The organism is Streptomyces sp. NPDC090022 (genome assembly GCF_044748145.1).
Taxonomy (GTDB): domain Bacteria; phylum Actinomycetota; class Actinomycetes; order Streptomycetales; family Streptomycetaceae; genus Streptomyces.
Map to the genome: position 1 here is coordinate 61,694 of NZ_JBIVFN010000022.1, position 24,593 is coordinate 86,286.

The 24,593-nt window shown below is 71.8% G+C and carries 21 protein-coding genes, 1 tRNA gene and 2 pseudogenes; 13 read left to right on the forward strand and 11 right to left on the reverse strand.

Annotated elements, in window-relative coordinates; genetic code table 11:
• Window position 1 precedes the first annotated feature (1 nt).
• Together ACIPXB_RS29140 and ACIPXB_RS29145 are read left to right on the forward strand one after the other, a co-directional pair.
• Window positions 2-1,354 (forward strand): dihydrolipoamide acetyltransferase family protein, encoded by a 1,353-nt coding sequence (locus ACIPXB_RS29140; protein WP_401454530.1) that lies wholly within the window; start codon window positions 2-4, stop codon window positions 1,352-1,354.
• Complete coding sequence (locus ACIPXB_RS29145) at window positions 1,351-1,602, forward strand: acyl carrier protein (RefSeq protein ID WP_401454531.1); 252 nt, start codon at window positions 1,351-1,353, stop codon at window positions 1,600-1,602. The genes ACIPXB_RS29140 and ACIPXB_RS29145 overlap by 4 nt, the downstream gene beginning before the upstream one ends.
• A gap of 476 nt (window positions 1,603-2,078) precedes the next feature.
• Here ACIPXB_RS29145 and ACIPXB_RS29150 read toward each other — a convergent pair whose 3' ends face one another.
• Complete coding sequence (locus ACIPXB_RS29150; RefSeq protein ID WP_401454533.1) at window positions 2,079-5,705, reverse strand: hydantoinase B/oxoprolinase family protein; 3,627 nt, start codon at window positions 5,703-5,705, stop codon at window positions 2,079-2,081.
• Between the two features lie 141 nt (window positions 5,706-5,846).
• Here ACIPXB_RS29150 and ACIPXB_RS29155 point away from each other — a divergent pair, with 141 nt between their 5' ends.
• A complete protein-coding gene (locus tag ACIPXB_RS29155; protein ID WP_401454535.1) occupies window positions 5,847-6,896 on the forward strand; it encodes an NAD(P) transhydrogenase subunit alpha in 1,050 nt (349 codons plus the stop codon).
• Between the two features lie 19 nt (window positions 6,897-6,915).
• On the opposite strand, the gene ACIPXB_RS29160 is transcribed toward ACIPXB_RS29155, so the two are convergent.
• Window positions 6,916-7,635, reverse strand: coding sequence for a hypothetical protein (locus tag ACIPXB_RS29160; RefSeq protein WP_401454536.1), 720 nt, complete (start codon window positions 7,633-7,635; stop codon window positions 6,916-6,918).
• 502 nt (window positions 7,636-8,137) lie between these two features.
• Between ACIPXB_RS29160 and ACIPXB_RS29165 the strand changes: the two genes are divergently transcribed.
• The 5 genes and pseudogenes from ACIPXB_RS29165 (at window position 8,138) to ACIPXB_RS29185 (ending at window position 12,507) form a co-directional block, all read left to right on the forward strand.
• Window positions 8,138-8,578 (forward strand): CBS domain-containing protein, encoded by a 441-nt coding sequence (locus tag ACIPXB_RS29165; RefSeq protein ID WP_401454615.1) that lies wholly within the window; start codon window positions 8,138-8,140, stop codon window positions 8,576-8,578.
• A gap of 614 nt (window positions 8,579-9,192) precedes the next feature.
• Window positions 9,193-9,507, forward strand: a complete 315-nt coding sequence (locus ACIPXB_RS29170; protein WP_401454537.1) for a hypothetical protein — start codon at window positions 9,193-9,195, stop codon at window positions 9,505-9,507.
• 117 nt (window positions 9,508-9,624) lie between these two features.
• Window positions 9,625-9,774, forward strand: a pseudogene (locus ACIPXB_RS29175) (RidA family protein); the annotation flags it as partial.
• A gap of 290 nt (window positions 9,775-10,064) precedes the next feature.
• The gene (locus ACIPXB_RS29180) at window positions 10,065-10,931 is read left to right on the forward strand and encodes a universal stress protein (protein ID WP_401454538.1); all 867 of its coding nucleotides are present in this window, start codon (window positions 10,065-10,067) and stop codon (window positions 10,929-10,931) included.
• Window positions 10,924-12,507: an AAA family ATPase gene (locus ACIPXB_RS29185; RefSeq protein WP_401454539.1), complete on the forward strand. Its 1,584-nt coding sequence runs from the start codon at window positions 10,924-10,926 to the stop codon at window positions 12,505-12,507. The genes ACIPXB_RS29180 and ACIPXB_RS29185 overlap by 8 nt, the downstream gene beginning before the upstream one ends.
• A 33-nt stretch (window positions 12,508-12,540) precedes the next feature.
• Here ACIPXB_RS29185 and ACIPXB_RS29190 read toward each other — a convergent pair whose 3' ends face one another.
• On the reverse strand, window positions 12,541-12,912 hold the full coding sequence (locus ACIPXB_RS29190) for a hypothetical protein (protein ID WP_401454540.1): 372 nt from the start codon (window positions 12,910-12,912) through the stop codon (window positions 12,541-12,543).
• Window positions 12,913-14,127: 1,215 nt separating this feature from the next.
• Window positions 14,128-14,829 carry a hypothetical protein gene (locus tag ACIPXB_RS29195; RefSeq protein ID WP_401454541.1) on the reverse strand — a complete coding sequence of 234 codons (702 nt, stop codon included), beginning with the start codon at window positions 14,827-14,829 and terminating at the stop codon, window positions 14,128-14,130.
• A gap of 274 nt (window positions 14,830-15,103) precedes the next feature.
• Here ACIPXB_RS29195 and ACIPXB_RS29200 point away from each other — a divergent pair.
• Window positions 15,104-15,490: pseudogene (locus ACIPXB_RS29200) on the forward strand (tyrosine-type recombinase/integrase); the annotation flags it as partial.
• A gap of 112 nt (window positions 15,491-15,602) precedes the next feature.
• Here the strand turns inward: ACIPXB_RS29200 and ACIPXB_RS29205 are convergent.
• Window positions 15,603-15,676 (reverse strand) — tRNA-Pro (locus ACIPXB_RS29205).
• A 136-nt stretch (window positions 15,677-15,812) separates the two neighbouring features.
• Between ACIPXB_RS29205 and ACIPXB_RS29210 the strand changes: the two genes are divergently transcribed.
• Window positions 15,813-16,514 (forward strand): transketolase, encoded by a 702-nt coding sequence (locus ACIPXB_RS29210; protein WP_401454542.1) that lies wholly within the window; start codon window positions 15,813-15,815, stop codon window positions 16,512-16,514.
• 13 nt (window positions 16,515-16,527) lie between these two features.
• Complete coding sequence (locus ACIPXB_RS29215; protein WP_401454543.1) at window positions 16,528-17,433, forward strand: transketolase family protein; 906 nt, start codon at window positions 16,528-16,530, stop codon at window positions 17,431-17,433.
• Window positions 17,434-17,467: 34 nt separating this feature from the next.
• Here the strand turns inward: ACIPXB_RS29215 and ACIPXB_RS29220 are convergent, their stop codons facing one another.
• The 6 genes from ACIPXB_RS29220 to ACIPXB_RS29245 form a co-directional block, all read right to left on the reverse strand.
• Window positions 17,468-17,824 (reverse strand): MmcQ/YjbR family DNA-binding protein, encoded by a 357-nt coding sequence (locus ACIPXB_RS29220; RefSeq protein WP_401454544.1) that lies wholly within the window; start codon window positions 17,822-17,824, stop codon window positions 17,468-17,470.
• 179 nt (window positions 17,825-18,003) lie between these two features.
• Complete coding sequence (locus ACIPXB_RS29225; protein ID WP_401454546.1) at window positions 18,004-18,555, reverse strand: GAF domain-containing protein; 552 nt, start codon at window positions 18,553-18,555, stop codon at window positions 18,004-18,006.
• Window positions 18,552-19,199: a GTP-binding protein gene (locus tag ACIPXB_RS29230; protein WP_401454549.1), complete on the reverse strand. Its 648-nt coding sequence runs from the start codon at window positions 19,197-19,199 to the stop codon at window positions 18,552-18,554. The genes ACIPXB_RS29225 and ACIPXB_RS29230 overlap by 4 nt, the downstream gene beginning before the upstream one ends.
• Window positions 19,177-19,563, reverse strand: coding sequence for a DUF742 domain-containing protein (locus ACIPXB_RS29235; protein WP_401454552.1), 387 nt, complete (start codon window positions 19,561-19,563; stop codon window positions 19,177-19,179). Before ACIPXB_RS29235 ends, ACIPXB_RS29230 begins: the two co-directional genes overlap by 23 nt.
• Window positions 19,560-19,988 (reverse strand): roadblock/LC7 domain-containing protein, encoded by a 429-nt coding sequence (locus ACIPXB_RS29240; protein WP_401454617.1) that lies wholly within the window; start codon window positions 19,986-19,988, stop codon window positions 19,560-19,562. Before ACIPXB_RS29240 ends, ACIPXB_RS29235 begins: the two co-directional genes overlap by 4 nt.
• A gap of 29 nt (window positions 19,989-20,017) precedes the next feature.
• Window positions 20,018-22,468 (reverse strand): ATP-binding protein, encoded by a 2,451-nt coding sequence (locus ACIPXB_RS29245; RefSeq protein WP_401454554.1) that lies wholly within the window; start codon window positions 22,466-22,468, stop codon window positions 20,018-20,020.
• A 344-nt stretch (window positions 22,469-22,812) separates the two neighbouring features.
• Here ACIPXB_RS29245 and ACIPXB_RS29250 point away from each other — a divergent pair, with 344 nt between their 5' ends.
• Complete coding sequence (locus ACIPXB_RS29250) at window positions 22,813-23,763, forward strand: pirin family protein (protein WP_401454556.1); 951 nt, start codon at window positions 22,813-22,815, stop codon at window positions 23,761-23,763.
• Between the two features lie 154 nt (window positions 23,764-23,917).
• Window positions 23,918-24,574 (forward strand): alpha/beta fold hydrolase, encoded by a 657-nt coding sequence (locus ACIPXB_RS29255; protein ID WP_401454557.1) that lies wholly within the window; start codon window positions 23,918-23,920, stop codon window positions 24,572-24,574.
• Window positions 24,575-24,593 lie beyond the last annotated feature (19 nt).

Below are 24,593 nucleotides of genomic sequence, written 5' to 3' on the forward strand. Positions count from 1 at the left end.
CATGGGCGAGTTCACCATGCCGTCTCTCGGCGCCGACATGGACGAGGGCACCCTCGTCGAGTGGCTCGTCCGCCCCGGCGACAAGGTGTCCAGAGGCGATGTGGTCGCCGTCGTGGAGACGGCCAAGTCGGCCATCGAGGTGGAGTGCTTCGAGTCCGGCACCGTCAGCACCCTGCTCGTCGAACCCGGCACCACCGTTCCGGTGAGCACACCGCTGGCCGTCATCGGCCCCGGGGCGCCCGCGGCTCCTGCCGTCGCCACCGTCCCGGAGGACGCGCCGTCCGCTCCCCTGCCCCCGGCGCCCGGCAGTCCCCTCGCCACCCCCCTGGTCCGGCACCTGGCAGCCGAGGGGGGAGTGGACCTCGCGGGCGTGCACGGCAGCGGCAAGGGTGGTCGCATCACCCGGTCGGACGTCGCACACGCGGCGCAGCCCGCGCCTGCCCGGGCCCCGACCCGCCCGTCGGCGGACAGGGTCGCCGCATCGCCGCTGGCCCGCCGCCTCGCCGGGGCTCTGGGCGTCGACCTCGCCACCGTGAAGGGCACGGGCAGCAGGGGCGTGATCAAGGCGGACGACGTACGTGCGGCGGCCGAGACGGCCGCCCGGTCGGCGGGCGCCGAAGCCCCCTCCGACCACGTGCCACCCGCGGCCGCGGCGCCCCAGGCCCCACCGGTCCGTGCCGGGGCCCCGGCTCCGTCCACCGGACGCCGTGCCATCGCCGCGCTGATGACCCGCGCCAACCGTGAGATCCCGCACTACTACCTGTCCACGACCGTCGACCTCGCGGCGGCGATGAACTGGATGCGCGAACGGAACACCACCCACCCGGCGGCGGACCGGCTCATCCCGGCCGCGCTGCTGACCAAGGCGGTGGCTCTGGCCGCGCGCGAGGTTCCGGAGCTGAACGGGTACTGGAAGGACGACCGCTTCGTCCCCGCCGAGGGAGTGCGGCTCGGCATGGCCGTGTCACTGCGCGGCGGCGGGCTGGTGGCACCCGCCCTGGCCGACGCCGACCGGCTGCCGCTCCCGGATCTGATGGCCACGCTGAAGGACCTCGTGGCCCGCGCCCGCCGCGGGCGCCTGCGGTCCTCCGAGACCGCTGACCCCACGCTGACCGTGACCAATCTGGGCGACCAAGGGGCCGAGGCCGTCTACGGGGTGATCTACCCGCCGCAGGTGGCGCTGGTCGGACTGGGCCGCGTCACCGACCGTCCCGTGGCAGTGGACGGGATGCTCACCGTCCACCCGACCGTGACGGCCACGCTCTCCGCCGACCACCGCGCCAGCGACGGGGCGACCGGCGCCCGGTTCCTGACGGCGTTCGACCGCCTGCTCCAGCAACCGGAGGAACTGTGACCCACGACGAAACCGTCGAAATGATCAAAGACGTCCTCGCGGAGGCGGTCCCCGGCGCCGATGTCGCCGCGGTCTCACCCGAAGAGAACTTCCGGGACCGCCTGGAGATGGACTCGCTGGACTTCCTCGGTTTCGTCGAGGCGCTGGGGGGACGCACGGGCCTGCCGCTGCCGGAGCAGGACTACCCCGCCCTGAGCACACTGGACGGATGCGCAGCCTATGTGGTCTCCCGCATGTCCGAGGGGTGAGGGCGGAGGCCGGTCGGACCTGAGAGGGGGACACCCGGCCCTCCCGCCCTCCCGGAGCCCGAGGTGAACCTGGGAAACGTGCCGCACGGCGTGCGGCGCTGAGGAGGTCCTGCCGTGCAGCACCATGTGACCGTCGGCGTCGACGGCTCCCCCGAGAGCCGGGCGGCAGCGCGCTGGGGTGCCCGGGAGGCGGCCGGCCCGCTGCCGCCCTCGCGACCGAGGCCGTGGACGCCGGACTGCTGGTGCTGGGTTCCCGCGGACTCGGTGGCCTGGCGGGCTTCCAGATCGGCTCGGTCGGCATGCCGACCTCGTCGCGGTCGGCAAGCTGTTGCCGCAGCTCGGCGATGTACTGGTCGAGCTGGCTGACGCGTTTCTGCAAGGCGTCACGCCCGCATCGACTCACTCGTGCCGTTACCGCCGTCCGGGGTCAGCGTCGTCGACCCGCTCGCGTACTGGACCCCCGGCGGACGGTGAGCTCAGTCCGGCTTGCCGTAGCCGCCTCCACCGGGTGTTTTCATGACCAGGACGTCGCCAGGCTGCACTGCGACGGAATCGCAGCCCGCGACGGGTGTCGTGGTGCCGTCGACTCGTTCCACATGGTTGCTGCCCAGCGCGCCCGGGAATCCGCCGGCCATGCCGTAGGGCGGGATTCGGCGGTGCCCGGACAGGACGCTGACCGTCATGGGTTCGCGGAATCGGAGCTTGCGTACGGCGCCGTCGCCGCCGTGCCAGCGTCCCTCGCCGCCGCTGCCGGCGCGAAGGGAGAACTCCTCCACGAGGACGGGGAGGCGCAGCTCCAGGATTTCGGGGTCGGTGAGGCGGGAGTTGGTCATGTGGGTCTGCACCGCTGATGCCCCGTCGAAGCCCGGTCCGGCGCCGGCGCCCGAAGCGACGGTTTCGTAGTACTGGTGGTGGTCGTTGCCGAAGGTCAGGTTGTTCATGGTGCCGCTGCCCTCGGCCTGCGCGCCCAGGGCAGCGTAGAGGGCTCCGGTGATCGCCTGGGAGGTCTCGACGTTCCCGGCGACGATGGCGGCCGGCGGGACGGGTGCGAGCATCGATCCGGCCGGGACGATGATGCGCAGAGGTCTCAGGCAGCCGTCGTTGAGCGGGATGTCCTCGGCGAGGAGGGTGCGGAAGACGTACAGCACGGCGGCGTGGACGACGGAGGTGGGCGCGTTGAAGTTGGTGGTCAGCTGGGGGGAGGTACCGGTGAAGTCGATGGTCGCCGAACGGTGTTGCCGGTCCACCGTCATACGGACGCTGATGACGGCCCCGGAGTCCATCTCGTAGTGGTATTCGCCGTCGGTGAGGGTGACGACCGCTCGGCGGACGGCGTCTTCGGCGTTGTCCTGGACGTGACGCATGTACGCCCGTACCACGTCCAGACCGAAATGGTCGATCATCTTCCCGACCTCCTCCACGCCTTTGCGGTTCGCGGCGATCTGGGCACGCAGGTCGGCTAGGTTGGTTGCGGGGGCACGCGAGGGGTACGGCGCCCCGGTCAGGAGGCGCAGGGTCTCGGCCTCTCGCAGCCTGCCGTCCTCGACGAGCAGCCAGTTGTCGAAGAGGACACCCTCCTCGTCGATCTCGCGGCTGTTCGCCGGCATGGACCCCGGCGTCAGACCCCCGATCTCCGCGTGGTGTCCGCGTGAGGCGACGAAGAAGAGGATCTCGGCCCCGGGCGTTCCGCCCCGCTCGTCGAAGACCGGGGTCACCACGGTGATGTCGGGCAGATGGGTGCCTCCGTGATAGGGGTCGTTGACCGCGTAGGCGTCGCCGGGCCGCATCGCCGCGATGGTCCGGCGGCGGATGACCTCCCTGACCGCGGTTCCCATGGAGCCGAGGTGGACCGGGATGTGCGGCGCGTTGGCCACGAGGTTCCCCTCGGGGTCGAACAGCGCGCAGGAGAAGTCCAGTCGCTCTTTGATGTTGACGGATTGGGCCGTCGAGGCCAGCCGTGCTCCCATCTGCTCGGCGATTGACACGAAGAGGTTGTTGAAGATCTCCAGCATGACGGGGTCGGCCCGGGTCTCGACATCGGCCCCGGCAGGCACGGTGACGCGCTCGATGCGCAGATGTCCGGTGACGGTGGCGGTCGCCTTCCAGCCGGGGTCCACGACGGTGGTCGCATGGGGTTCGGTGATCACGGCGGGACCGGGCACCGCTTCGCCCGGGCGCAGCCGTTCGCGCTGCCGCAGTACGGCCTCGCGCCACGCTCCGTCCGTGTGGAGCCGGACGGTGCCGGGGGGCACGCAGCTGTCGGCGTCCGGGGCGGTCACGGCAAGGTGTGCGAGATCGGGCTGTGGGGTGACGCCCCTGGCTTCGACCGAGAGGGCCTCTACGATGACGGGGCGTTCCAGCAGGAACGAGTACGTGGTCTGGTGGATGTCCTCGAATGCCTCCGTCATGGCGGCCGGCCCGGCCAGCGGTACGGTGACGGCCGTGTCGGTGCCGTCGTACCGCAGCCGGGCCCTGCGCGTGACCTGGATGCGTTCGGCGGGGACGTCCTCGTCGTGCAGCACGGCGCGGGCCGCGGAATCCAGTTCGCGGACCACGTTGTCGATCCGCTCCGTGCTCGCCTCTTCGAGGGGCAGTTCCACGGACTGCTCGCGCACGGTGGTGGTGTCGGCGAGCCCGATGCCGAGTGCCGAGAGCAGCCCTGCCATGGGAGGTACGAGGACGGTCCGGATGCCGAGGGCGTCGGCGACTGCGCACGCGTGCTGGCCGCCGGCCCCGCCGAAGGACGTCAGTGCGTACTGGGTGACGTCGTGTCCGCGCTGCACGGAGATCCGCTTGACGGCGCCTGCCATATTGGCCACCGCCACCTGCAGAAAGCCCTCGGCGACCTGCTCCGGCGATCGCCGGTCGCCGGTACGCGCGCGGATCTCGTCGGCGAGTTCGGTGAACCGCTGCTGTACGACGTCCTGGTCCAGGGGCTGGTCGCCGTCCGGCCCGAAGACGTGCGGGAAGTAGGCCGGCTGGATGCGGCCGAGCATCACGTTGGCGTCGGTGACGGTCAGCGGTCCCTGCGCGCGGTAGCAGGCCGGGCCGGGATCCGCTCCAGCGGAGTCCGGGCCGACACGGTAGCGGCTGCCGTCGAAGTGCAGGAGGGAGCCGCCGCCGGCGGCGACGGTGTGGATGTCCAGCATGGGTGCCTGGAGCCGGACCCCCGCCACCTGCGAGGTGGACACCCGCTCGTAATCGCCGGCGAAGTGGGACACGTCGGTGGACGTACCCCCCATGTCGAAACCGATGACCTTCTCGTAGCCGGCCAGCTGGGACAGGCGCGCCATGCCGACGATGCCGCCCGCCGGACCGGACAGGATGGCGTCCTTGCCGCGGAAGTGCCCCGCTTCGGCCAGGCCGCCGTTGGACTGCATGAACATCAGCCGCACGCCGTGCAGTTGGTCCGCGAGCTGCCGTACGTACCGGTGCAGGACCGGGGAGAGGTAGGCGTCGACGACCGTGGTGTCGCCACGGGGTACCAGCTTGGTCAGGGGGCTGACACCGGTGGACAGGGAGATCTGGGGAAACCCGATCCGTTCGGCCAGTTCGCCGATGGTTTGCTCGTGGGCGGGGTGCAGGGGACTGTGCAGGCACACCACCGCGACGGCGCGGATGCCGTCTTCGTACGCGTGCCTCAGCTCGACGGCAAGCGTGTCGAGGTCGGGCGGGCTCAGTACGGCACCGTCGGCGGTGATCCGCTCGTCCACCTCGATCACACGTTCGTACAAGGCTTCGGGAAGAACGATCCGGCGGTCAAAGATCCCGGGACGGTTCTGGTAGCCGATGCGCAGGGCGTCGCGGAAACCGCGGGTGACGACCAGCGCTGTCCGCTCACCGGTCCGCTCCAGCAAGGCGTTGGTAGCCACCGTGGTGCCCATCCGCACCGCCTCGATCGCGCACGGCGGGATCTCCTCGTGCTCAGCCAGGCCGAGCAGCGTACGGATTCCCGCGACCGCCGCATCTCGATAGCGGGCCGGATTCTCCGAGAGGAGCTTGCGGGCCAGCAGTCGGCCGTCCGGCATTCGGGCGACGACGTCGGTGAAGGTGCCTCCCCGATCGATCCAGAACTGCCAGCCAGGACCGGTTTCGGTGGCCATGCCACGCCTTCCTTTCCCACCTGGGAGCGGCCAGGTGCATACCCAGCACGACCTGCCGGACACGCAGGGCGACAAGACCCTGCACGGTGCGTGAGATCCATACTGGGGGCGGGGAATGCCTCGGACGGAGGTGGATGATCCATGATCCCCATGACGCTGGGCATTTGCCGGGAGACAGCGCCGGGAGAGCAGCGGGTCGCCCTCGTACCGGATGCTGTCCACGCGGTGCAGGCCCTCGGTCTGAACGTGCTGGTGGAGACCGGGGCCGGCGCAGCAGCCTGGATGCCGGACCGCCTGTACCGGCATGCGGGCGCCGATGTCGCGACACACACGGAGCTCTACGCCCGGGCGGACATCCTCGTAGGGGTACGGCCGCCGTTCCCCCCGGCGACCTCACGGTTCCGCCGGGGGCAGATCCTGATCGCGCTGCTGGACCCGCTGGACATCCCCTTCCACGTGCGGCGCTGGGCGGACGAGGGAGTGACCGCCATCGGCCTGGACCTCGCGCCCGACACGTCCGTCTTGGCCCGCCCGATGGACGCCGTCGCCTCCCAGGGCCGCCTCGCCGGCCACGAGGCGGCCCTGCTTGCGGCCGACCGCTTCGGGCGCCCTCTGTCGGGCACGGCCAGTCCCGATTTCCCGGAGCCCGCACGTGCCCTGGTGATCGGGGCGGATGCCACCGCGCGGCAGGCGGCCGACACACTCCACAGCCTCGGGGCGGACGTACAGGCCGGTGACGCCGTCCTGGGCACGCCGGGCCCCTCGCTGCCCGAGCACGCCGACATCGTCATCACGGCAGTCCGGCTCCGGCCTCCCCTCAGGCCGCCCGTGCTCGTGACCGCCCAGGCGATCGCCCGCATGCGCCCCGGGTCCGTGATCGTCGACACGGCGGTCGGACCGGACGGGGGAAACGTCGAGGGCGCACGGCCGGAAGCCACCACGACCCTGGCACCGGGAGTCACCGTGATCGGTGCCGGTCGGCTCCCCGAAAGCATCCCCCGACCGGCATCCATCGCGTACACCCACAACGTCACGGCGCTGCTCGAGCACATCGTGTGCGACGGCGACCTGCTGATCGACCCGGCCGACCCGATCATGGCCGCCATGATGGTCACCCACGGCACCCTCGTCCTCCAGGAGGCCGTGTGGCGGCTGATCCTGGACCAGACCGCTCTGGCGGGCCTGCCCTGACCGAGGCCGCCCGCTGGCCTCACCGCACTGCCGTGGTCTCCCGAAGCAGGCCGACGAGGCGGGCGACGGCCACGGCCCGGTTTCCGCACTCCTCGTAGCAGCGACCGAGCACCGCCGCGTGGATGGCATCGTCGGTCGCCATGGATGCCCCCCTCACCAGCAGCAGGCGGCCAAGCTCACGCTGCCTGCGCCCGATGTCCGCCAACTCGCTGTCCATGACCACGGAGGGCGCGGACAGCTCGACGACGTCACTCGCCCGGCCGATCAACCTGAGACACGCCTCTCCCAGATCCCGCACAGGAAGCCACACCTCCCCGGGAAGCGGCTGCCGCGACCACCGCGCCCAGGCGATATCGGCCACTTGGCGGATCAGCAGGTCGATACGCCCCACGTCCTGGCCGACGTACAGGCCCGTCAGGACAGAGGGAATGTCTGCGCCTGCGGGCGAGGGTGCAGCCTCATCCGCTGGGCCAAAGTCGTCCGCGGCGCGCCGCAGCTCGGCCAGGGCACCGCTGAGGGAGGCCATCGCCTCCTCCGCGCCGGGGCCGGTTCCCGCGAGTGCGGCCGTGGCAAGGGTGAGCGCGGTGTGCGCCAGCCCAAGCACATGGGCTACCCGTCCCGCGGTCGGGTCCGTCCCCGCGCGGTCTCTCTCGTCCACGTCGAACTCCCGCTCCTGCCACTCCACCCGCCGGGTCGCGATCCCAGCCGGCAACCACAACTGCGGCGTCGGCTCCTGCAACCGCACGAGGATGCCAGACCACCGCGTGTCGAAAAGGGACGGCGCGCCGTGCGCAGCAGCCGCCGAACCAGCCCGTCAGGTCGGGTGAGCACGTTGCTACGGCAACGATCTCGTCTTCATGGAACCCGTTGTCGTCCCCGTCTCCCTATGGTCCGTCAAGCCGGGGCGTTGTGAGGAACCTGCCATCGGGGCAGAGGCGATGGTGCGGAGGACCTCAAGGGCGGCAGACCTGTTCAGGCAGCGGATTGGCCTCGCTCCTCATCGCGGCGGCGGTCGCGGTTGTCACCTGCGGCCGTGAGCAGGTGAGGGGTCTGCGTATGCGGCACGCTCAGGCGCGGGGCATTCTCGAATGAGAAGTGGCCGTGTCTGTCGATCCATCCCCAGCCCCCTACGACATGGAGGCAGCCGCCATGGAGCCAGTCGGCATCACACAGACGAGTGGCACGACAAGGGCGATCCGGTTGGATGCCCCGGCGGTCAGACGATGAACGTCGCCGAGACGATGAGTTCACCGGTCGTGGCCGTCCCGACCCGGACACCGATCGGCGAGGTGGCCCGGCGGATGGACGAGTACGGGGTCGGTTCGGTGGTGGTCACAGCAGGCGGAACGCTGCGAGGTGTCGTCACCGATCGTGATCTCGCGCTGCGGGCCGTGGCCCAGGGGCTGGACACCGACGAGCCGGTGGAAAGCGTGATGACCTCACCTGTGATCACCGTGGACACGACCGCCGACATCCGTGAGGCGTACCGGATCTTCCACAGGTCCGGGGTCCGGCGCCTTCCCGTTCTGGACGGGCACCGTGTGGTGGGCATGCTGACCGTGGACGACATGCTGATGGACGTGTTCCAGCGCGTGGCCGATCTGCTGGGCCCTGTGGCCTGGAGTGTCCTCGAGGAGCCACCCGGGCCCCCCTCCGCGGCGACGCCGCCGCGCGAGACATGACCTCTGAAGGGGACGCACGGTGAGCGGAAGTACGGGGAGCAAGCCTCAGGACACCGCGTCGCCCCGGCCGGCGCTGATGCCCACCCTGGCCACGATCGGATGTGCCCTCTGCTTCTGGGCCTGGGCCCTGCTGGCCCCGCTCGGGCCCCTGGTCGCGGCGCTGACCATCGCACCCGTGCTCTTCCTGGGGCACGGGGCACGCTCACTGGCCGGCGTGCTGGCGGGCGGATTCTTCCTCGGGCTGGGCGGGACGGCGTTCGCCGTCGGAGTGCCGTTCGTCAACGCCTGGTATCCGCCCGAGCGCCGCGGGCCGGCACCGGGGATCCTCGGCGTCGGCACGGGCGGCACGGCTCTGTCGGCCTTCAGCACGGTCCAGCTGGCCGACGCCCTCGGGCGGGGCTTCCCCTTCCGCTGTGTGCGCGTTCGCGCTCGTCGCGATGGGGCTGGCCAAGAGCGTCACCGACGATCTACTCCTGGGGGTTCGTCCTCCTCGCCGCCGCAGCGGCCGGCGCCGGGCTGCTGGCCCTGGCCGTCCTGCGGCGCGGTGACCACGCGGGGACGCACGACCCGCCGTAACCTGGGGAAGCAGGGGGCTGCTCGTGAGGGGCGATGACATGACCTGGGCTTCGTGGACCACGACAGGGGTGTTCGCCGGGCGGGGCGGAGTACGTACGGACGACGCGGGGGTCCTCAGCGGAAACCTGACGGTGCACACCACCTGGTCGGGCTGCGAGGCCCAGGTGGCAGTGCAGTACACGGGCGGTTCGGACTGGTTCACCGTCACCGGCAGTCCGGTGCGCTGCGTATCCGAGGAGGGCAGCCGCCTCTTGCACCAAGCCGTAGTGGATGCCGTACGCGCCGGTGGGGCCGCAACCGTCCCTCAGGACATCCCCGCGGCCACATGGCGGGACGGGGCAGGACCTTCCTAGCGCCGCAGCCCCCACCCACCCCACGTATTCGTCGTCGCCGGCAACGACCTGGCCATGTCCGTGAAGACCTCCCGCGGCAAGGAATCCGCCCGTGTCACATCGGCTTCGTCCTTGGCCGACAAGATGCCCCTGCTCGCGGACGGGGTCTCCCGGGCGGCCGCGAAGCTCGGAGTCACGCCGGTGCCGCCGGCCACGCTGATCGGCGTAGCGGCGCTGGACGTGCCCGAGCACCTGGTCGAGATCGAGGCCACCGCGGTCCTCGACTGATCAGTACCGCGGTCGGCCCGGGTGGCGTGGTGGGTGGCAGCCGGGAGGCCATCGACGAACGGGGGTGTGTCGGAGCCGGCTGTCGTCCGCGCGCCGGTGGCGCGGGCAAGGGTCGCCGCAGTGGCCTCATGGGGGTGGCCGGCCACATCGACGCCCACATGCGCGGCCGGACGATCTGCGGTACTCCTCGAAGCAGAGGAAGCGGCGCGCTTCACCCTTGGTGAGCGAGGCCCGCATATCCGCCCGGCCATCCACGTGGTCGAGCGGCGTACGAGAGAGAGGCAGTCGCCATGGAGCCCGTCATCACGGTCGGCCTCGACGGCTCACCCGAAAGCATGGCTGCCGCTCACTGGGCCGCCGACGAGGCCGAGCGCCGCAAGCTCACGCTGCGCCTGATGCACGCCTGGCCCATGCTGGTGCCCGAACCGACCCGCATCCCTTCGGAGATCGATCAGAACTACTGGGCGAGACGGCTCGTGCACCACGCCCAGGCCGAACTCCAGGCACGCCACCCGGGCCTCGTGATCGTCGGCAACCTGGTCGCCGACGACGCCCAGGACGCCCTGCTGAAGGCGGCATCGGAGTCGGAGTTGACCGTGCTCGGTTCACGCGGCCTGGCTCCGGCCGAGAGCTACTTCCTCGGCTCCATCGGAGTGGCCGTGGTGGCACGGGCCGCCCAGCCCGTGGTCCTGGTACGTCCCGCGAGCCGCGAAGGAGGCCCGTCGCCCGCTCCGGGCGGCATCGTGGTCGCGCTGAAACTGCACGGCCCCTGCGACGAACTCCTCGCCTTCGCCTTCGCCTCCGCCACGGCCCGCGATGTGCCCCTCCAGGTGGTCCACGGCCGAAGCCTGCCGATGCATGCACACACCCCTTGGGGCGTGGACCACGGCCTCACCAGCAAGCTGACGGAGGAGGCGCAGCAGCAACTGGATCAGGTCCTTCACCCATGGCGCGAGAAGTTCCCCAGCATGAAGCCGGCCGTTGTCATCCGGCTCGAAAGCCCCGCCCAGGCGGTCCTGCGGGCCGCCGAGGGGGCCGGGCTGCTGGTCGTCGGCCGCCGCAAGCAGCGTCCCGCGCTTGCCCCGCGCCTCGGCCCGGTGGCCCATGCGGCCCTGCACCACGCACGCTGCCCTGTGGCGGTCGTCCCCCATGACTGAGTCGGGCCACCCCGGGGAGCCGGGCGCGTCGGCGCCGCGGCACGATGCGTCCGTGCTCCGGACTGGCGCCGCCCTCGGCACCGGCCCGTTCCCGCGGGCGGAGGTCTGCGAGACGCACACCGCTGTGGTGTTCTTCTTCGGCGACCGCGCCTACAAGATCAAGAAGCCCGTCGACCTGACGTTCCTGGACTACACCACCGTGGAGGCTCGGCGCGCCGCGTGCGAGCGGGAAACCGCTCTCAACCGCCACTTCGCCCCCGATGTCTACCTGGGCGTGGGCGACATCAGCGTCCCGCACGCGGGGGCGCCCGAACCTCTCGTGGTGATGCGCCGCATGCCGGCCGAGCGCCGCCTGTCCCGGCTCGTGCGCGAGGGAGCGGATGTCGACGAGGTCCTTCGGGCCGTCGCCCGACTGCTCGCCACCCATCACGCGGACGCATCCCGCACGCCGGACGTGGACGCGCAGGGCACGCGGGACGCCCTGTCGTCGCGCTGGGAAGCGAGCTTCACGCAGGTACGTGCGCTGTCCGGGGACGGCCACGTGCCGGATGGCGTGGAGGAGATCGAGGAGCTGGTCCGCCGCTACCTCGCCGGCCGCGAACGGTTGTTCGATATGCGCATCGAGCAAGGCCGCATCGTCGACGGCCACGGCGACCTGCTCGCAGCGGACATCTTCTGCCTCGACGACGGCCCCCGCGTCCTGGACTGCCTGGAGTTCGACGACCACCTCCGCTACGTCGACGGCCTCGACGACGCCGCCTTCCTCGCCATGGACCTGGAACAGCTCGACGCACCGGAGTCGGCTGCGTTCTTCCTCGCCCAGTACAGCGAGTATTCCGGCGACCCCGCACCACCGTCTCTGCGTCACCACTACGTCGCCTACCGCGCCTTCGTCCGCGCCAAGGTCTCCCTGATCCAAGCCCGCCAAGGCGCGACCGGGACAGACCTCGCCGCACGGCGACTGATCACGACGACCCTGCGTCACCTGTACGCCTCCACCATCGGTCTGACCCTTGTGGGAGGCCTCCCCGGCAGCGGGAAGTCCACGCTCTCCGGTGCCCTGGCCGACCGCCTCGGCGTCACGCTGCTCAGCAGCGACCGTCTCCGCAAAGAACTCGCGGGCATCCCGGCGGACCAACCCGCTCCCGCCGCCTACGGCGAGGGGCTGTACACGCCCGAGTGGACCGCCAAGACCTACGCCGCCCTGCTCGAGCGCGCGTCCACCCTGCTGTCCTGCGGCGAGTCCGTCGTCCTGGACGCCACCTGGTCGAACGCCGCACAGCGCGAAGCCGCCCACCGCCTGGCCGAACGCACCAGCGCCGACCTCGTGGCCCTGCACTGCCAGGTCCCTGACGACATGACAGCAGCCCGTCTGACCACCCGCGCCGCCGGGCCGTCCGACGCCGGCCTCGAGGTGGCCGCCGCCATGGCGGAGCGGGAGCCGCCGTGGGCGGAAGCCGTCACGGTCGACACCAGCGGCCCTCTGGAGACAGCGGTCGCTCGGGCACTGGCAGCCGTACGCCCGCACGGCACTGCCCCCCTGATCTTCCGCCGCCCCTACATGGAGCCCGACTAGCCTGGGGCAGGCGAACCGGGATCCTGCGGGCGACTACCCGAGGAGCTGGAAGAACGACGGGAGGGTCCCGAGCACGCCCAGCCCGATCAGGACGAGGCCTATGACGAGCGCGCGCGTGGTCTCGTACGCCTTGTTGCGCAGGATGATGTGCAGCACCGCCCAGGCCACGAGCCACGCCACCACGGCGAGGATCGTCTTGCCGGAGAGCGAGCCCACCGCATCGCTCCGCTTGAGAGCGCCGGCCACGTCCTCACCGGCCTCCGAGAGGGTGGTGAGCAGGCCGAGGGCGACCGCTCCGACGCCGGCGGCGATGATGGCGGCCGAGATGGGGCCTTCGGGCTCTTCGTGTGGGGGAAGTCCTCTTGGGCGCCGGGTGCGGCGGGCGATGTGCTCCTTCCGTTCCATGCCGAACTCGTGCCAGTCCGCCGTTCCCGGGTCGGCGGGCAGCTGTGACCGCGGGCTGTCCGGCGTCTTCTCCCGGTACCAGGCGTAGACGACCAGGTGCCGGTGATCACGGCCCAGGCGGTGACGGCCATCGCGGTGACCCCGATACGCACCCGGCGCAGCCGCCGGACCACGCCGATACGGGTCATCAGGGCCGGCTTGAAGCATCGACTACCACGAACTCGTCCTCATCGACCGCCTGACAGCGACGCTCACTCTCCTCGTCGCAGCTGACGACTGACGCTGCCGCGATCAGCGCCACAAGCGTTCGAAGAGGGTATTCGGGCAGTTCCAATACCCGACTCCACCATTACACCCCGACGCTGATCAGATCACGGCAGCTGGTGCGGCACTGTCTGCGCACCTCATGGCGCTCCGTGCACCTCGTTCACGGCCACTCACGACCATGGCCGCCGTCTGACCCGCTCGGACCGGCTTGGTCCCCAACTGGTCCCCAAAAATGATCTTGAGGCCGTATCGGATGCTTCCGATACGGCCTCCGACCTGCGTACTCGCAAGTCGGGACGACAGGATTTGAACCTGCGACCCCTTGACCCCCAGAAGCTGAGACCCAGTCCGTACCGTCCGCATGAGTCCGTGGCGTCTGACAAACGTCCAGGTCAGGGGCTTGTTCTTCATGTGTGGAGGCGAGGTGCGTGACACAGCGGTGACATGCCGGCTGGTTCATCTGGAGTGCGTCGTGGTGTCACCAGAGCCTTCAGGAAGCACGGCGTGGTCGTAGTCGGCTTTGTGGTCACTCGGCGGCAAGCGCCTGCCTAGTGGATCTACGGCCTGTGAAGGGAAGGCCTGGGATGACCGCGTGGGCCACCCGAGGCAGGTGCGGCTCTGGTCGTACTGCGTCCCCGCAGAGCGGGGGCACCGGAGCCTGACCCGCACACTCCATTCCGGCACGGGCTGACAGGAAGCTTAGTGTCGATCACCGCAGCAGGCATCGATCTTGCTCGTGCGCAGGAGCGGCCAAGCCGAATGGTTGGCCCTGAGGCTTTACCCACCTTCCTCGCGCTGGGGCCCGACGCGGGCAGGCCACATCGGGCTCCTGCGGGCATCTGTACTGATGCCCGATCTGCTGGGCAGCGTACGGCCTCCCCGCTCCCAGCACGATGCAGGTCATCGGCCAAAGCCTCAGGGCAAAGAGCGTCTGCGGGCGGGGGCTGGTCATAGCGGAGGGAACATGTAGCAGCCCGTCTTCTGGGGATCACTGCCTGGTACGTCGTCACGGAAGCCGTGGTGCCGGTATTGTCCGGCGTCTTGCATGGTCTTAACGGCGTTCTTGGAGACCACGAGGCAGAAGCTCTCCCGCAGGGGCTTCTGCCCGCTTGCTCGCTCAAGCACCAGCGTTCCTTCGTACCGGCCTTCAGCGAAGTTCCATCCGACCGCGTTGAACAGGAGCAGCGGTTGCTGGGGTCTGCCTTGGTCTACCAGGAGGGGACTCGGGTCTGCCACCCGCTGGTAGGTGAGGTCATGGGCAGCGGCGTTGTATGAGTAGGAGCCGGTCTCGTCCCAGAAGAAGGCCGGCGCCTTGGTGCTGGTTGTGGTGGGCCGCAACTGAAGGTCGATCTGGGTGATGACCTCGACGCGTTCGGTTTTGACCCGCGTGGATAACGTCGGCTGGAGGTACAGCCAGGTGTCGCGGCCCTGGGCAATGCGCACGATGTGCGGCAGGGCAACATCGACCGCTGGTTCACGCTGGAGGGCCAGCAGGTTGTAGATCGAGAGTCCCAGAGCCACTACGCCGACTAGCGTCCCAATCCAAGCCTGTGCCTGTTCGTAACGCTTCTTGGAACTTGATCTGCCAGGAGCGTTGCGCTCCGTTGCACCCTCGGGCTCGCTGGCAGAGGGGTTCTCACTCAGAGCCATGGCCTCAGCGTGTCGTCAGGACTGCCCTCCTGCACGTGGGGTTCCACTGACTGGAGTCGATGCATATCTTCCGCCAGAGCGAGGTGCTGTCCGATTCTCTGGGTTCGCCAGGGGATCAGCTTTTGCCCGAAGAGCAGATCATCCGCCCTTCGCGCGCTACGGTTACAGGTCGGTGACCGTGGGTGGTGGCGCGTGTTAGGAGGGGGCTGGATGCACGACACGAGGACAGCGGAACACGGTTGTCGAGAAGGATCCCAAGACCCACAATGGCCGGCGAGTCCTGCCGCTGCCCGAACCTGTGCAGGCAGCCTTGATCAGCTTGCGGGCGCGTCAGGCAAACGAGCGGCTCGCCGCGGGTGAGGCGTACGAGGCAAGCGGCTACGTCGTCGTCGACGGGTTGGGGCGCCCGTTCAAGACCGACAAGCTTCGTCGTGAGGCCCACCGGCTGATGGCAGAAGCCGGCGTCCGGAAGGTCCGTCTCTACGATGCGCGCCACGCGTGCCTGTCGTGGATGGCCAACAACGGTGTGCCCGACACGGTGGTGTCCGCCTGGGCCGGCCACAGCGACTTGTCGTTCACCAAGCGGGTGTATGTCCATCCTGATCCGCAGAGCCTCAGGGCCGGTTCGGACAAGCTGGGCGAGCTGTTGTCCGGTACGTGATCGACAGCGTCTGTGACGATTTGTGACACGACGAGCCCGAAAAACGATCAAGGGCCTTGCCTCACGTAAGTGAAACAAGGCCCTCATCTGCGACTACGAGGCGAACCTCTAGTCGGGACGACAGGATTTGAACCTGCGACCCCTTGACCCCCAGTCAAGTGCGCTACCAAGCTGCGCCACGTCCCGATGCCCGCTGACCTGGGGTTTCCCCCGGATGAACGCGCACGAGAACAATACCGCACTTCGCGGGGTGGTCGCGCGCACCTTTTCCGCCGCGGGCGGCGCTTGACCTCAAGTGGGGTTGGGGTCACAAGATCGGTGCATGACACAGACACCTGGGGACACGGGGCTCCGCCACGAGGATCTGGGCGCGCTCATGGCGCGCATGACCGGGGCCGAGAAGCACGGACCCGCGGCCACGTCCACGCTGGACGTGCTGTGGGTTCTCTACGACCGGGTGCTGCGGGTCACGCCCGCGAGCGCCGGGGACCGGGGACGGGACAGGTTCCTGCTGTCCAAGGGGCACGGGCCGATGGCGTACTACGCCGTGCTGGCCGCCAAGGGGTTCTTCCCCGTCGAGTGGCTCGACGGGTTCGGCGGGTACGACTCCCCGCTCGGCCACCACCCCGACCGCACGCTCGTCCCGGGCGTCGAGATCGGCAGCGGGTCGCTCGGGCACGGGCTGCCGCTCGCCGTCGGCACCGCCCTGGGGCTGCGGGCCCAGGGGCTGGACGACCCGGCGGTGTGGGTGCTGATCGGGGACGCCGAGCTGGACGAGGGCAGCAATCACGAGGCACTTGCGTACGCCGGCCCGGCCGGCCTGGAGCGGCTGCACGCCATCGTGATCGACAACGACTCCGCCACCCACGGCTGGCCCGGCGGCATCGCGTCGCGCTTCGAGGCCGCCGGCTGGTCGGCGGTGACCGTGGACGGGCGGGACCACGCGGCGCTGCACGCCGCCTTCACCGCTCCGCATCCGGGCCGGCCGCACGTGGTCGTCGCCCGCGTCGAGAAGAAGGCTTGAGGGGGAGGCACTCATGGACACCATGCGGGAACGGTTCATCACGGTGACGTCGGAGGCCCTGGACGAGGATCCGCGGCTGGCGCTCGTCCTCGCGGAGATCACCATGGACGGGTTCCGGCCCGCCCGGGACCGGCACCCGGACCGGGTGATCAACGTGGGCATCCGCGAGCAGCTGCTGGTCGGGGTCGGCGGCGGGCTGGCCCTCACCGGGCTGCGACCGGTCGTGCACACCTTCGCGAGCTTCCTGGTGGAGCGGCCGTTCGAGCAGGTCAAGCTGGACTTCGGACACCAGGGCACCGGCGGGGTGCTGGTCAGCGCGTCCGCCTCGTACGACTGGCCGGCCGGCGGGTTCACCCATATGGCACCGGGTGACGTGGCGCTCCTGGACACGCTCGACGGCTGGACCGTCCATGTCCCGGGCCACCCCGACGAGGCCGAGGCCCTGCTGCGCCACGCGTACGCCGACGGTGACGAGAAGGTCTACGTCCGGCTGTCGGCGCTGTCGAACGCCGCGCCGCGCGCGGTGGACGGTGCCCGGTTCCACACCGTCCGCGAGGGCGGCGGGGGCGTGGTCCTGGCCGTCGGTCCGACCCTCGACCACGTGCTCGCGGCCACCGGGGGCCTGGACGTGACCGTGCTCTACGCGACGACGGTGCGGCCCTTCGACGACGCGGCCCTGCGCGCGGCGGTCGGGCGGGGCCCGGCCGACGTGGTCCTGGTGGAGCCGTACCTGGCCGGCACCTCCACCACCGCGGCGGGCGATGCTCTCGCCGACCGTCCGCACCGCGTCCTCGGCCTGGGGGTGGGCCGGGCCGAGCTGCGCCGCTACGGCACGGTCGAGCAGCACACGGCCGCGCACGGCCTGGACCCGCACTCGCTGCGCGCACGCATCACCACGTTCCTGGCGCGGGGCCGCTGACCAGGGTGCCCCGACGGCTCTCCCGCAGGCGCCCCTATGCCCCGCCCAGCTCCGGGTGCGCCGCGGCGAGCCGCTTGGGCGCGGCCTGGCGCCAGGAGTCGACCAGGATCGAGCGCAGCTCCCGGGTGTCCTCCAGCGCCGCGAGCCGCACCCGCAGCCAGGCGTAGTTGTCGTCGTGGCCCTCGCGTATGAAGAACTTCTCCGGCTCCGCCCCGATCAGCTCGGCCCGCTCCTCCTTGGGGCACTTCACCCCGATGGACGCGTCGTCGTCACCGAGCGCGGCGAAGATCTTCCCGCCCACCCGGAAGGTGGGCATGCCCCAGGCCGGCTTCTCGCTGCTGTCCGGCAGGGACAGCGCGATCTCACGGACGTCGTCGGCGGTCGTGGTCATGCCCGCGGCTCCTCTCCGCCGGTGGTGCGGCGATCGGGTCGGCTCCGTCGGCGCGGTCCCGCCCTCCGGAGGAACCGCGTCGTCTCCGACCGTAGCCCCCGGCACTGACAACCGCCGCTGATCCCGCGCCCGTCGCCCGCGCCCGTCGCCCCCGCCCGTGCCTCGGCCCGCGTCCGTCCTCAGCCCGCGCGCAGGCCGTCCTCCCGCTCGTGCAGGTCCGCCACCAGCTCCGCCGCCAGTGCCTTGATGGTCCCCAGCCCCTCCGTCCCCCACCGGCGCGGCACCACGTCCACCGCGCACACCGTGCCGAGCACCACCCCCTGCCGGTCGGTCACCGGCGCCCCCAGGTAGGAGCGGATCCCGCTCTCGTCGACCACCGCGTTGCCGGCGAACCGCGCGAAGTCGCGTACGTCCTCCAGCACCAGCGCTCTGCGCCGTACCACCACGTGCGGGCACCAGCCGTGGTCGCGGGCCAGGACCCGCGCCGGGTAGCCGCTCGCCGGGGCGTCGGCGGCGTGGTGCAGCCCGGCGAAGAACTGCCGTTCCTCGCCGATGAAGTTGACCCCCGCGTACGGCGCCTGGAGGGTCTGAGCGACACGCCGCGCGAACAGGTCGAGGCGGGCGTCCACCCGCTCCCCCAGGCCCAGCTCGCGCAGCCGGACGACGCGCGCGGGCGCCTCCCGGTCCACCGGGGTCAGCAGCAGGTGTCCGGTCGATTCGTAGTAGGTCATGGTGTTCCCCCGAGTGACGGTTCCTTGAAGGGCGCCTTGAAGGGCGCCTTGACGGGCGAGGCCTCGGACGACGGGGCCCCGGCCGTGGTGAGCAGGTGGTGGACGAGGGTGGCCAGGACCCCCGTACCCGAGCCGGTCAGGCGGGCGTCGCACCGTACGACGGGCACGTCGGGCGCGAGCCCCACCGCGTCACGGATCTCGTGCGCCGCGTACCGGTGGCTGCCGTCGAACTCGTTGACGGCGACCACGAAGCGGATCCCCCGCCGCTCGAAGAAGTCGACGGCGGCGAAGCAGTCGGCGAGCCGGCGCGTGTCGGCGAGCACGACCGCCCCGAGCGCGCCCGCGCACAGCTCCTCCCACAGGAACCAGAAGCGCTGCTGGCCGGGCGTGCCGAAGAGGTACAGGACGTGCCGGGAGTCCAGGGTGATCCGGCCGAAGTCGAGGGCGACGGTCGTCGCGGTCTTCGCCTCGACCCCCTCCAGCCGGTCGGCGTGCTCGCTCAGGCCGCTGAGCAGCTCCTCCGTGGACAACGGCTCGATCTCGCTGACCGCGCCCACGAAGGTGGTCTTGCCCGCTCCGAACCCGCCCGCGACCAGGATCTTCAGGGTCACGGGCGCGCCCTCACAGGCGCTTGCGCAGTCCATCGAGCACCGCCCTCAGCAGACACACGTCATCGGCAGGGTTGTTCAGGAAGCGGGGGGCGCGTGCGGTGACGGCCCCGTACTCCATCAGGTCGGACAGCAGCACCTTGGCGACGACCGCCGGCAGCCGCAGCTGCGCGGCCACCTCGGCCACCGACACCACGCCGGTGCCCGCGCACAGCCGGAGCGCGAAGGCGTGCTCCGGGCCCAGCGGTGCGCGCGGGCGCACGCCGGTGGCGGTGACCAGCGACAACAGGTCGAGCGCAACGTCCACGTCCGGGCGGGTCCGGCCGCCGCTCGCGGTGTACGGCCGCATCACCCGGCCCGCGGAGTCGTCGAGCCACGGCGTGTCGCGGGCGGTCCTCATTGCTCCGGGGCGACGGCGACCGGCCGGCGCGGCGGCGCGGCGAGGTACGGCCGGACGCTCTTGACCAGCATGGCCATCTCGTAGCCGAGGACGCCGGCGTCGGCCTCGCGGTCGGCGAGGACGGCGAGGCAGGTCCCGGCACCGGCGGCCGACACGAAGACGAGCGCGGAATCGAGCTCCACGACGACCTGCCGGACCTCGGCGCCGCCGGCGAAGCGGGCGCCCGCGCTGCGGCCGAGGGAGTAGAGCCCGGACGCCAGCGCGGCCATGTGGTCGGCGCTGTCGGCGTCCAGCCCGTGGACGCAGGTGACGAGGCCGTCGGCGGTCAGCAGTACGGCGCTGCGGGTGTACGGCACGCGTTGGACGAGGCCGCCGAGCAGCCAGTCGAGGTCGGACAGCTGGCTGGTCGCCACTTCGCTGGCCATGGCGGTGCGCTCCTTGCTGAGGTGGGGGGTCATGACTGGTTCTCCGTCTGGGCGAGGCCGAAGCCGCGCTGGAAGGCGGCCATCAGGCCGGGGTCGTGCAGGGGCTGTTCCCCCACCACCGGCGGCCGCGGTACGGGGGCCTCCAGCAGCTGCGGCACGATGTGGGTCTGCGCCCGCCGCCTGGGCAGCGGCGGCCGTTCGTCGTCGCCCCGGTCCCGGCTCCCCGCGGCACCAGGGATCGGAACGCCCTCCGCGCTCTCCCGGGCCGCCGGGATCCTGGCTTCGGCGGGCGCCCACGAGGGCCCGGCCTGCGGGACGGGGTCCGGGCGGGACGCGTGCGGCACGGACGTCTCGGGCACGGGCTCGCGCGGTACGAACACCTCGGGTACCGGCTCCCGGGGTACGAGCGCCTCGGGCACGGACGCCTCGGGCACGGGTTCTCGCGGTACAAGCACCTCGGGTGCGGACGCCTCGGGCGCGAGCCGCTCCGGTACGCGGTCCTCCGGTACGGCGGCCCAGGCCAGCCCGGGCCCCGGCGCGGCGACGGAAGCCGAAGGCGGCACCGGCCCCAGCGCCTCCGCGGCCGCGGCGAGCGCCGCCGTCCCCGGGTCGGCACCCCAGAACACCGGCGGCGCCATGTCGCACCGCGCTTCCGGCGTCGCGCGCGTCCTTCCCGCGTCCGGGTCGACGGGGTCCGGGCCACGCCCCAGGGCCGGGCCGCCTGCGCCGTACCGGCCGGGGCCCGACGGGCCCGACGGGCCCGACGGGCCCGGGTCCGAAGCCGCGCGGCGGTCGGGGCCGGCCGCCGGGCCGGGCCGGGTGGCGGGCGCCCGGCGGGGCAGGGCCGGGCCGGGATCCCGTACGGATGCCGGGGCGGTGGCCGGCCACAGGGGGGCGTCCGGCTCCACCCCCGGGGCCGGGACCGGGGCCGCGCCGGGCTCCGACGCCGGCGCGGGCCACCGCTCGGGCCCCTGCTCCGGCTCCGGCCCAGGCCCCGGCTGCGGCTGTGGCTCCGCGTACGCCCTCCGCTGCGGCCCCCCGGCCGGTACCGTCCGCGTGCGCGGGATCCGGCGCGGCAGCGGTGGGTCGGCCACCGTCGGCGCCACCGGGTCGGCTGCCGTCGGCGGGGCCGGGGTGACAGGGGCAGCAGGGGCAGCAGGGGCAGCCGACGGCGGCAGGGGCACCCGTACCGGTTCCAGGAGCGGCGGGGGCGACGGCGGGGGCGTCGTCGCCGTACCCCACGTCGTGGCGCGTGAGCCGCCCACGGCGTCCGCGCCCACGGGGACGTCGGCGCCCAGCAGCTCCTGCGGCAGGACCAGCACGGCGAGCACGCCGCCGTAGATGTTGGACTTGAGCTCCACCGCGATGCCGTGCCGGCGGGCCAGCGACGACACGACGAACAGGCCGATCCGCCCGTCGGCCAGCAGGTGCTTGACGCTGACCTGGTCCGGGTCGCCGAGCAGCGCGTTCATCCGGTGCTGTTCGTCCACCGGCATGCCCAGGCCCCGGTCCTCGACCTCGACGGCGATCCCGGCGGTGACCCGCTCGGCGCGCACCACCACGTCGGTGTCGGGCGCGGAGAAGACGGTGGCGTTCTCGACCAGTTCGGCCAGCAGGTGCACCACGTCGGCGACCGCATGGCCGCGTACCGTGCCGCCCGCCGGGGGCACCACCTTGACCCGCGTGTACTGCTCGACCTCGGCGACCGACGAACGCAGCACCTCGCTCAGGTCGATCGGCCGGGTCCACTGCCGCCGCGAGGCGGCACCGCCGAGGACGGCCAGGTTCTCCGCGTGCCGGCGGATCCGGGTGGCCAGGTGGTCGATGTGGAAGAGCTCCTTGAGCAGGTCCGGGTCCTCGACCGTGTCCTCGAGCTCGTCGAGCAGGGAGATCTCGCGGTGCACGAGCGACTGCAGCCGCCGGGCGAGGTTCACGAAGACCTCGACCTTCTGCTCGCTGTCGCTGGGCGCGGCGGGGCCGGCCAGCCGGGCCAGCGTGGCCTGGGCGTGTTCGCGTGCGCCGCGCAACTCCTGCGACAGCAGCCAGAATTCGTCCACCCCGGGGCGGGCGTCCGCGGGCGGCGGGCCGGACGGGGTCCGGACCACCCGGGCCGGGCTCTCGCCCCGTTCCAGGCGCTCGGCCGCCGTCCTCAGCTCCTGGCGGCCCCGCACGCTGGACCGCCGCAGCGCCTCGCAGCGGTCGTGTACGGCCTTGGCCGCGCGCTGCGCGCCGAGCAGGGCGGCGGCGAGCGCGCCGACGACGAGCAGTCCGCAGCCGGTGAGGACCGGCCACAGCCGGGCGTCCGGCCCGCCGGGGCCGTGGCCCAGCTGGAGCGCGAAGATCACCGCGGCGGCGCCGCTGAGCCCGGCGGCGAGCGTGGGCAGCACAGCGGCACGGACCAGCTGGGGGCGTATCTGCCGCCCCGGTCCCGTGACGGTGTGGCGCGACGGGGCGTGGCGGGCGGCGCGGAGTCCGGACATTCGCGTCCTCGGTACGTGGGGCCGGACCCCCAGGTGCTCCGGGGTCCGGTGTTGATCACCGAATACCCACGCTAGACCGCACCCTCCCGCCCTGGTCGGCCAGTTGGGGAACTTCACCGGGGTGCTTCCCGCTCCGGAAGGAGCGCTCGTACGGCCGCCCGAATGCGCCGGGAGCGTACGCGCGGGGGCGTACCCTTCCCACCACGGCGACCTCCCTGGCGCCGGGGGTGCGCCCCCGGTCGAGTCCCGGTCGGCCTTCACCATGTTGTCGCGGGTCGTCATCGCGACTATGATCACCATGATTGTTGAAATCAAAACTATTTTGGTGTGAGAGGGGCCGGGAGATGGACCACACGGAGGTCGAGATCCTCGCCGCCCGGGACGTCCCGCTGGGCGGACCGCGGGCGATGACCGTACGGCGCACCCTGCCCCAGCGGGCCCGTACGCTCATCGGCGCCTGGTGCTTCGCCGACCACTACGGCCCCGACCGCGTCGCCGACTCCGGCGGCATGGATGTCGCCCCCCATCCGCACACCGGGCTGCAGACCGTCAGCTGGCTGTTCAGCGGGGAGATCGAGCACCGCGACAGCCTGGGCACGCACGCCCTCGTACGGCCCGGCGAGATCAACCTCATGACCGGGGGCCACGGCATCAGCCACACGGAGGTCTCCACCCCCGGCACCACCGTGCTGCACGGCGTCCAGCTCTGGGTCGCCCTCCCCGGCGAACACCGCCACGCCCCCCGCGACTTCCAGCACCACGCACCCGAGCCGCTCCGCGTCGAGGGAGCGGAACTGCGGGTCTTCCTCGGCACCCTCGCCGGCGGGACCTCACCGGTCCGCACCTTCAGCCCGCTCCTCGGCGCCGAGATCCTGATCGACGCGGGCGCCACCGTCACCCTCGACGTCGACCCGGACTTCGAGCACGGCCTGCTCGTCGACGAGGGCGACGTCCACTTCGCCGGCACCCTCCTGCGCCCCGCCGAACTCGGCTACGCCGCCCCCGGCCGCACCACCCTCACCCTCGCCAACACCTCCGGCCGCCCCGCCCGGACGGTGCTCCTGGGCGGCCCGCCCTTCGAGGAGGAGATCGTGATGTGGTGGAACTTCATCGGCCGCAGCCACCAGGACATCGTCCAGGCGCGGGAGGACTGGGAGCGCGCCTCCGACCGCTTCGGCACCGTCGACGGCTACCCCGGCGACCGGCTGCCGGCCCCGGCCCTGCCCCACGCCGTCATCGCACCCCGCAGGAACCCCGCCCACCGTGCCGACCGGACGGAGATCCGAACGTGGTGACACAGGAGACCCTGACCACCGAGGTCGGGGTGTTCGACGTGCTGGTCGCCGGGCCCAGGGACGGCACGCCCGTCCTTCTCCTGTACGGCTTCCCGCAGTTCGCCGTCCAGTGGGAGCACCAGCTGCGCACGCTGGCCGCACACGGTGCAGAGCCGTGGCACCGGATCAGCGGGGCTACTCGCCGGGGGTACGGCCGCCGGCCGTCGAGGACTACGCCGTCCGTCACCTGTCGGACGACGTCCTGCGCATCGTCGACGCACTGGGCTGGGGCGACTTCCACCTGGCCGGACACGACTGGGGCGCCGCCGTCGCCTGGGTGACGGCCACGCGCGTGCCGCATCGGGTGCGCACCCTGACCTCCGTCTCGGTTCCCCACCCGGGTGCCTTCGGCCGCGCGCTGCGCGAGGACCCCGTTCAGCGGCGGAAGTCGCGGTACATGCACCTGTTCCGGCAGCCGTCGCCGGTCCCCGAGCAGGCGGTACTCGCCCACTTCGACCGGCTCGGCCTGCCCGTTCACCGGAGCGACTTCTACTACCGGCGGTTCGCGGGTGAGCCCGGCCTGCTCACCGCAGCCCTGAACTGGTACCGCGCCGGGGGCCTCCCGCAGCCGGCCAGGACGGCCGTCCCCACCCTGCTCATCGCCTCCACCTCGGACGCGGCGATCGCACGCTCAGGCGTCGACGACACCGTGAACTGGGTCGCCGCCCCCTACCGTCTCGAACTCCTCGAAGACGTCGGGCACTTCATCCCCGAGGAGGCGCCCGAGGTGACATCGCGGCTGCTGCTGGAGCACGTGTGCTCGGTGCCGTGAACCCATCGGGGCGGCCCGC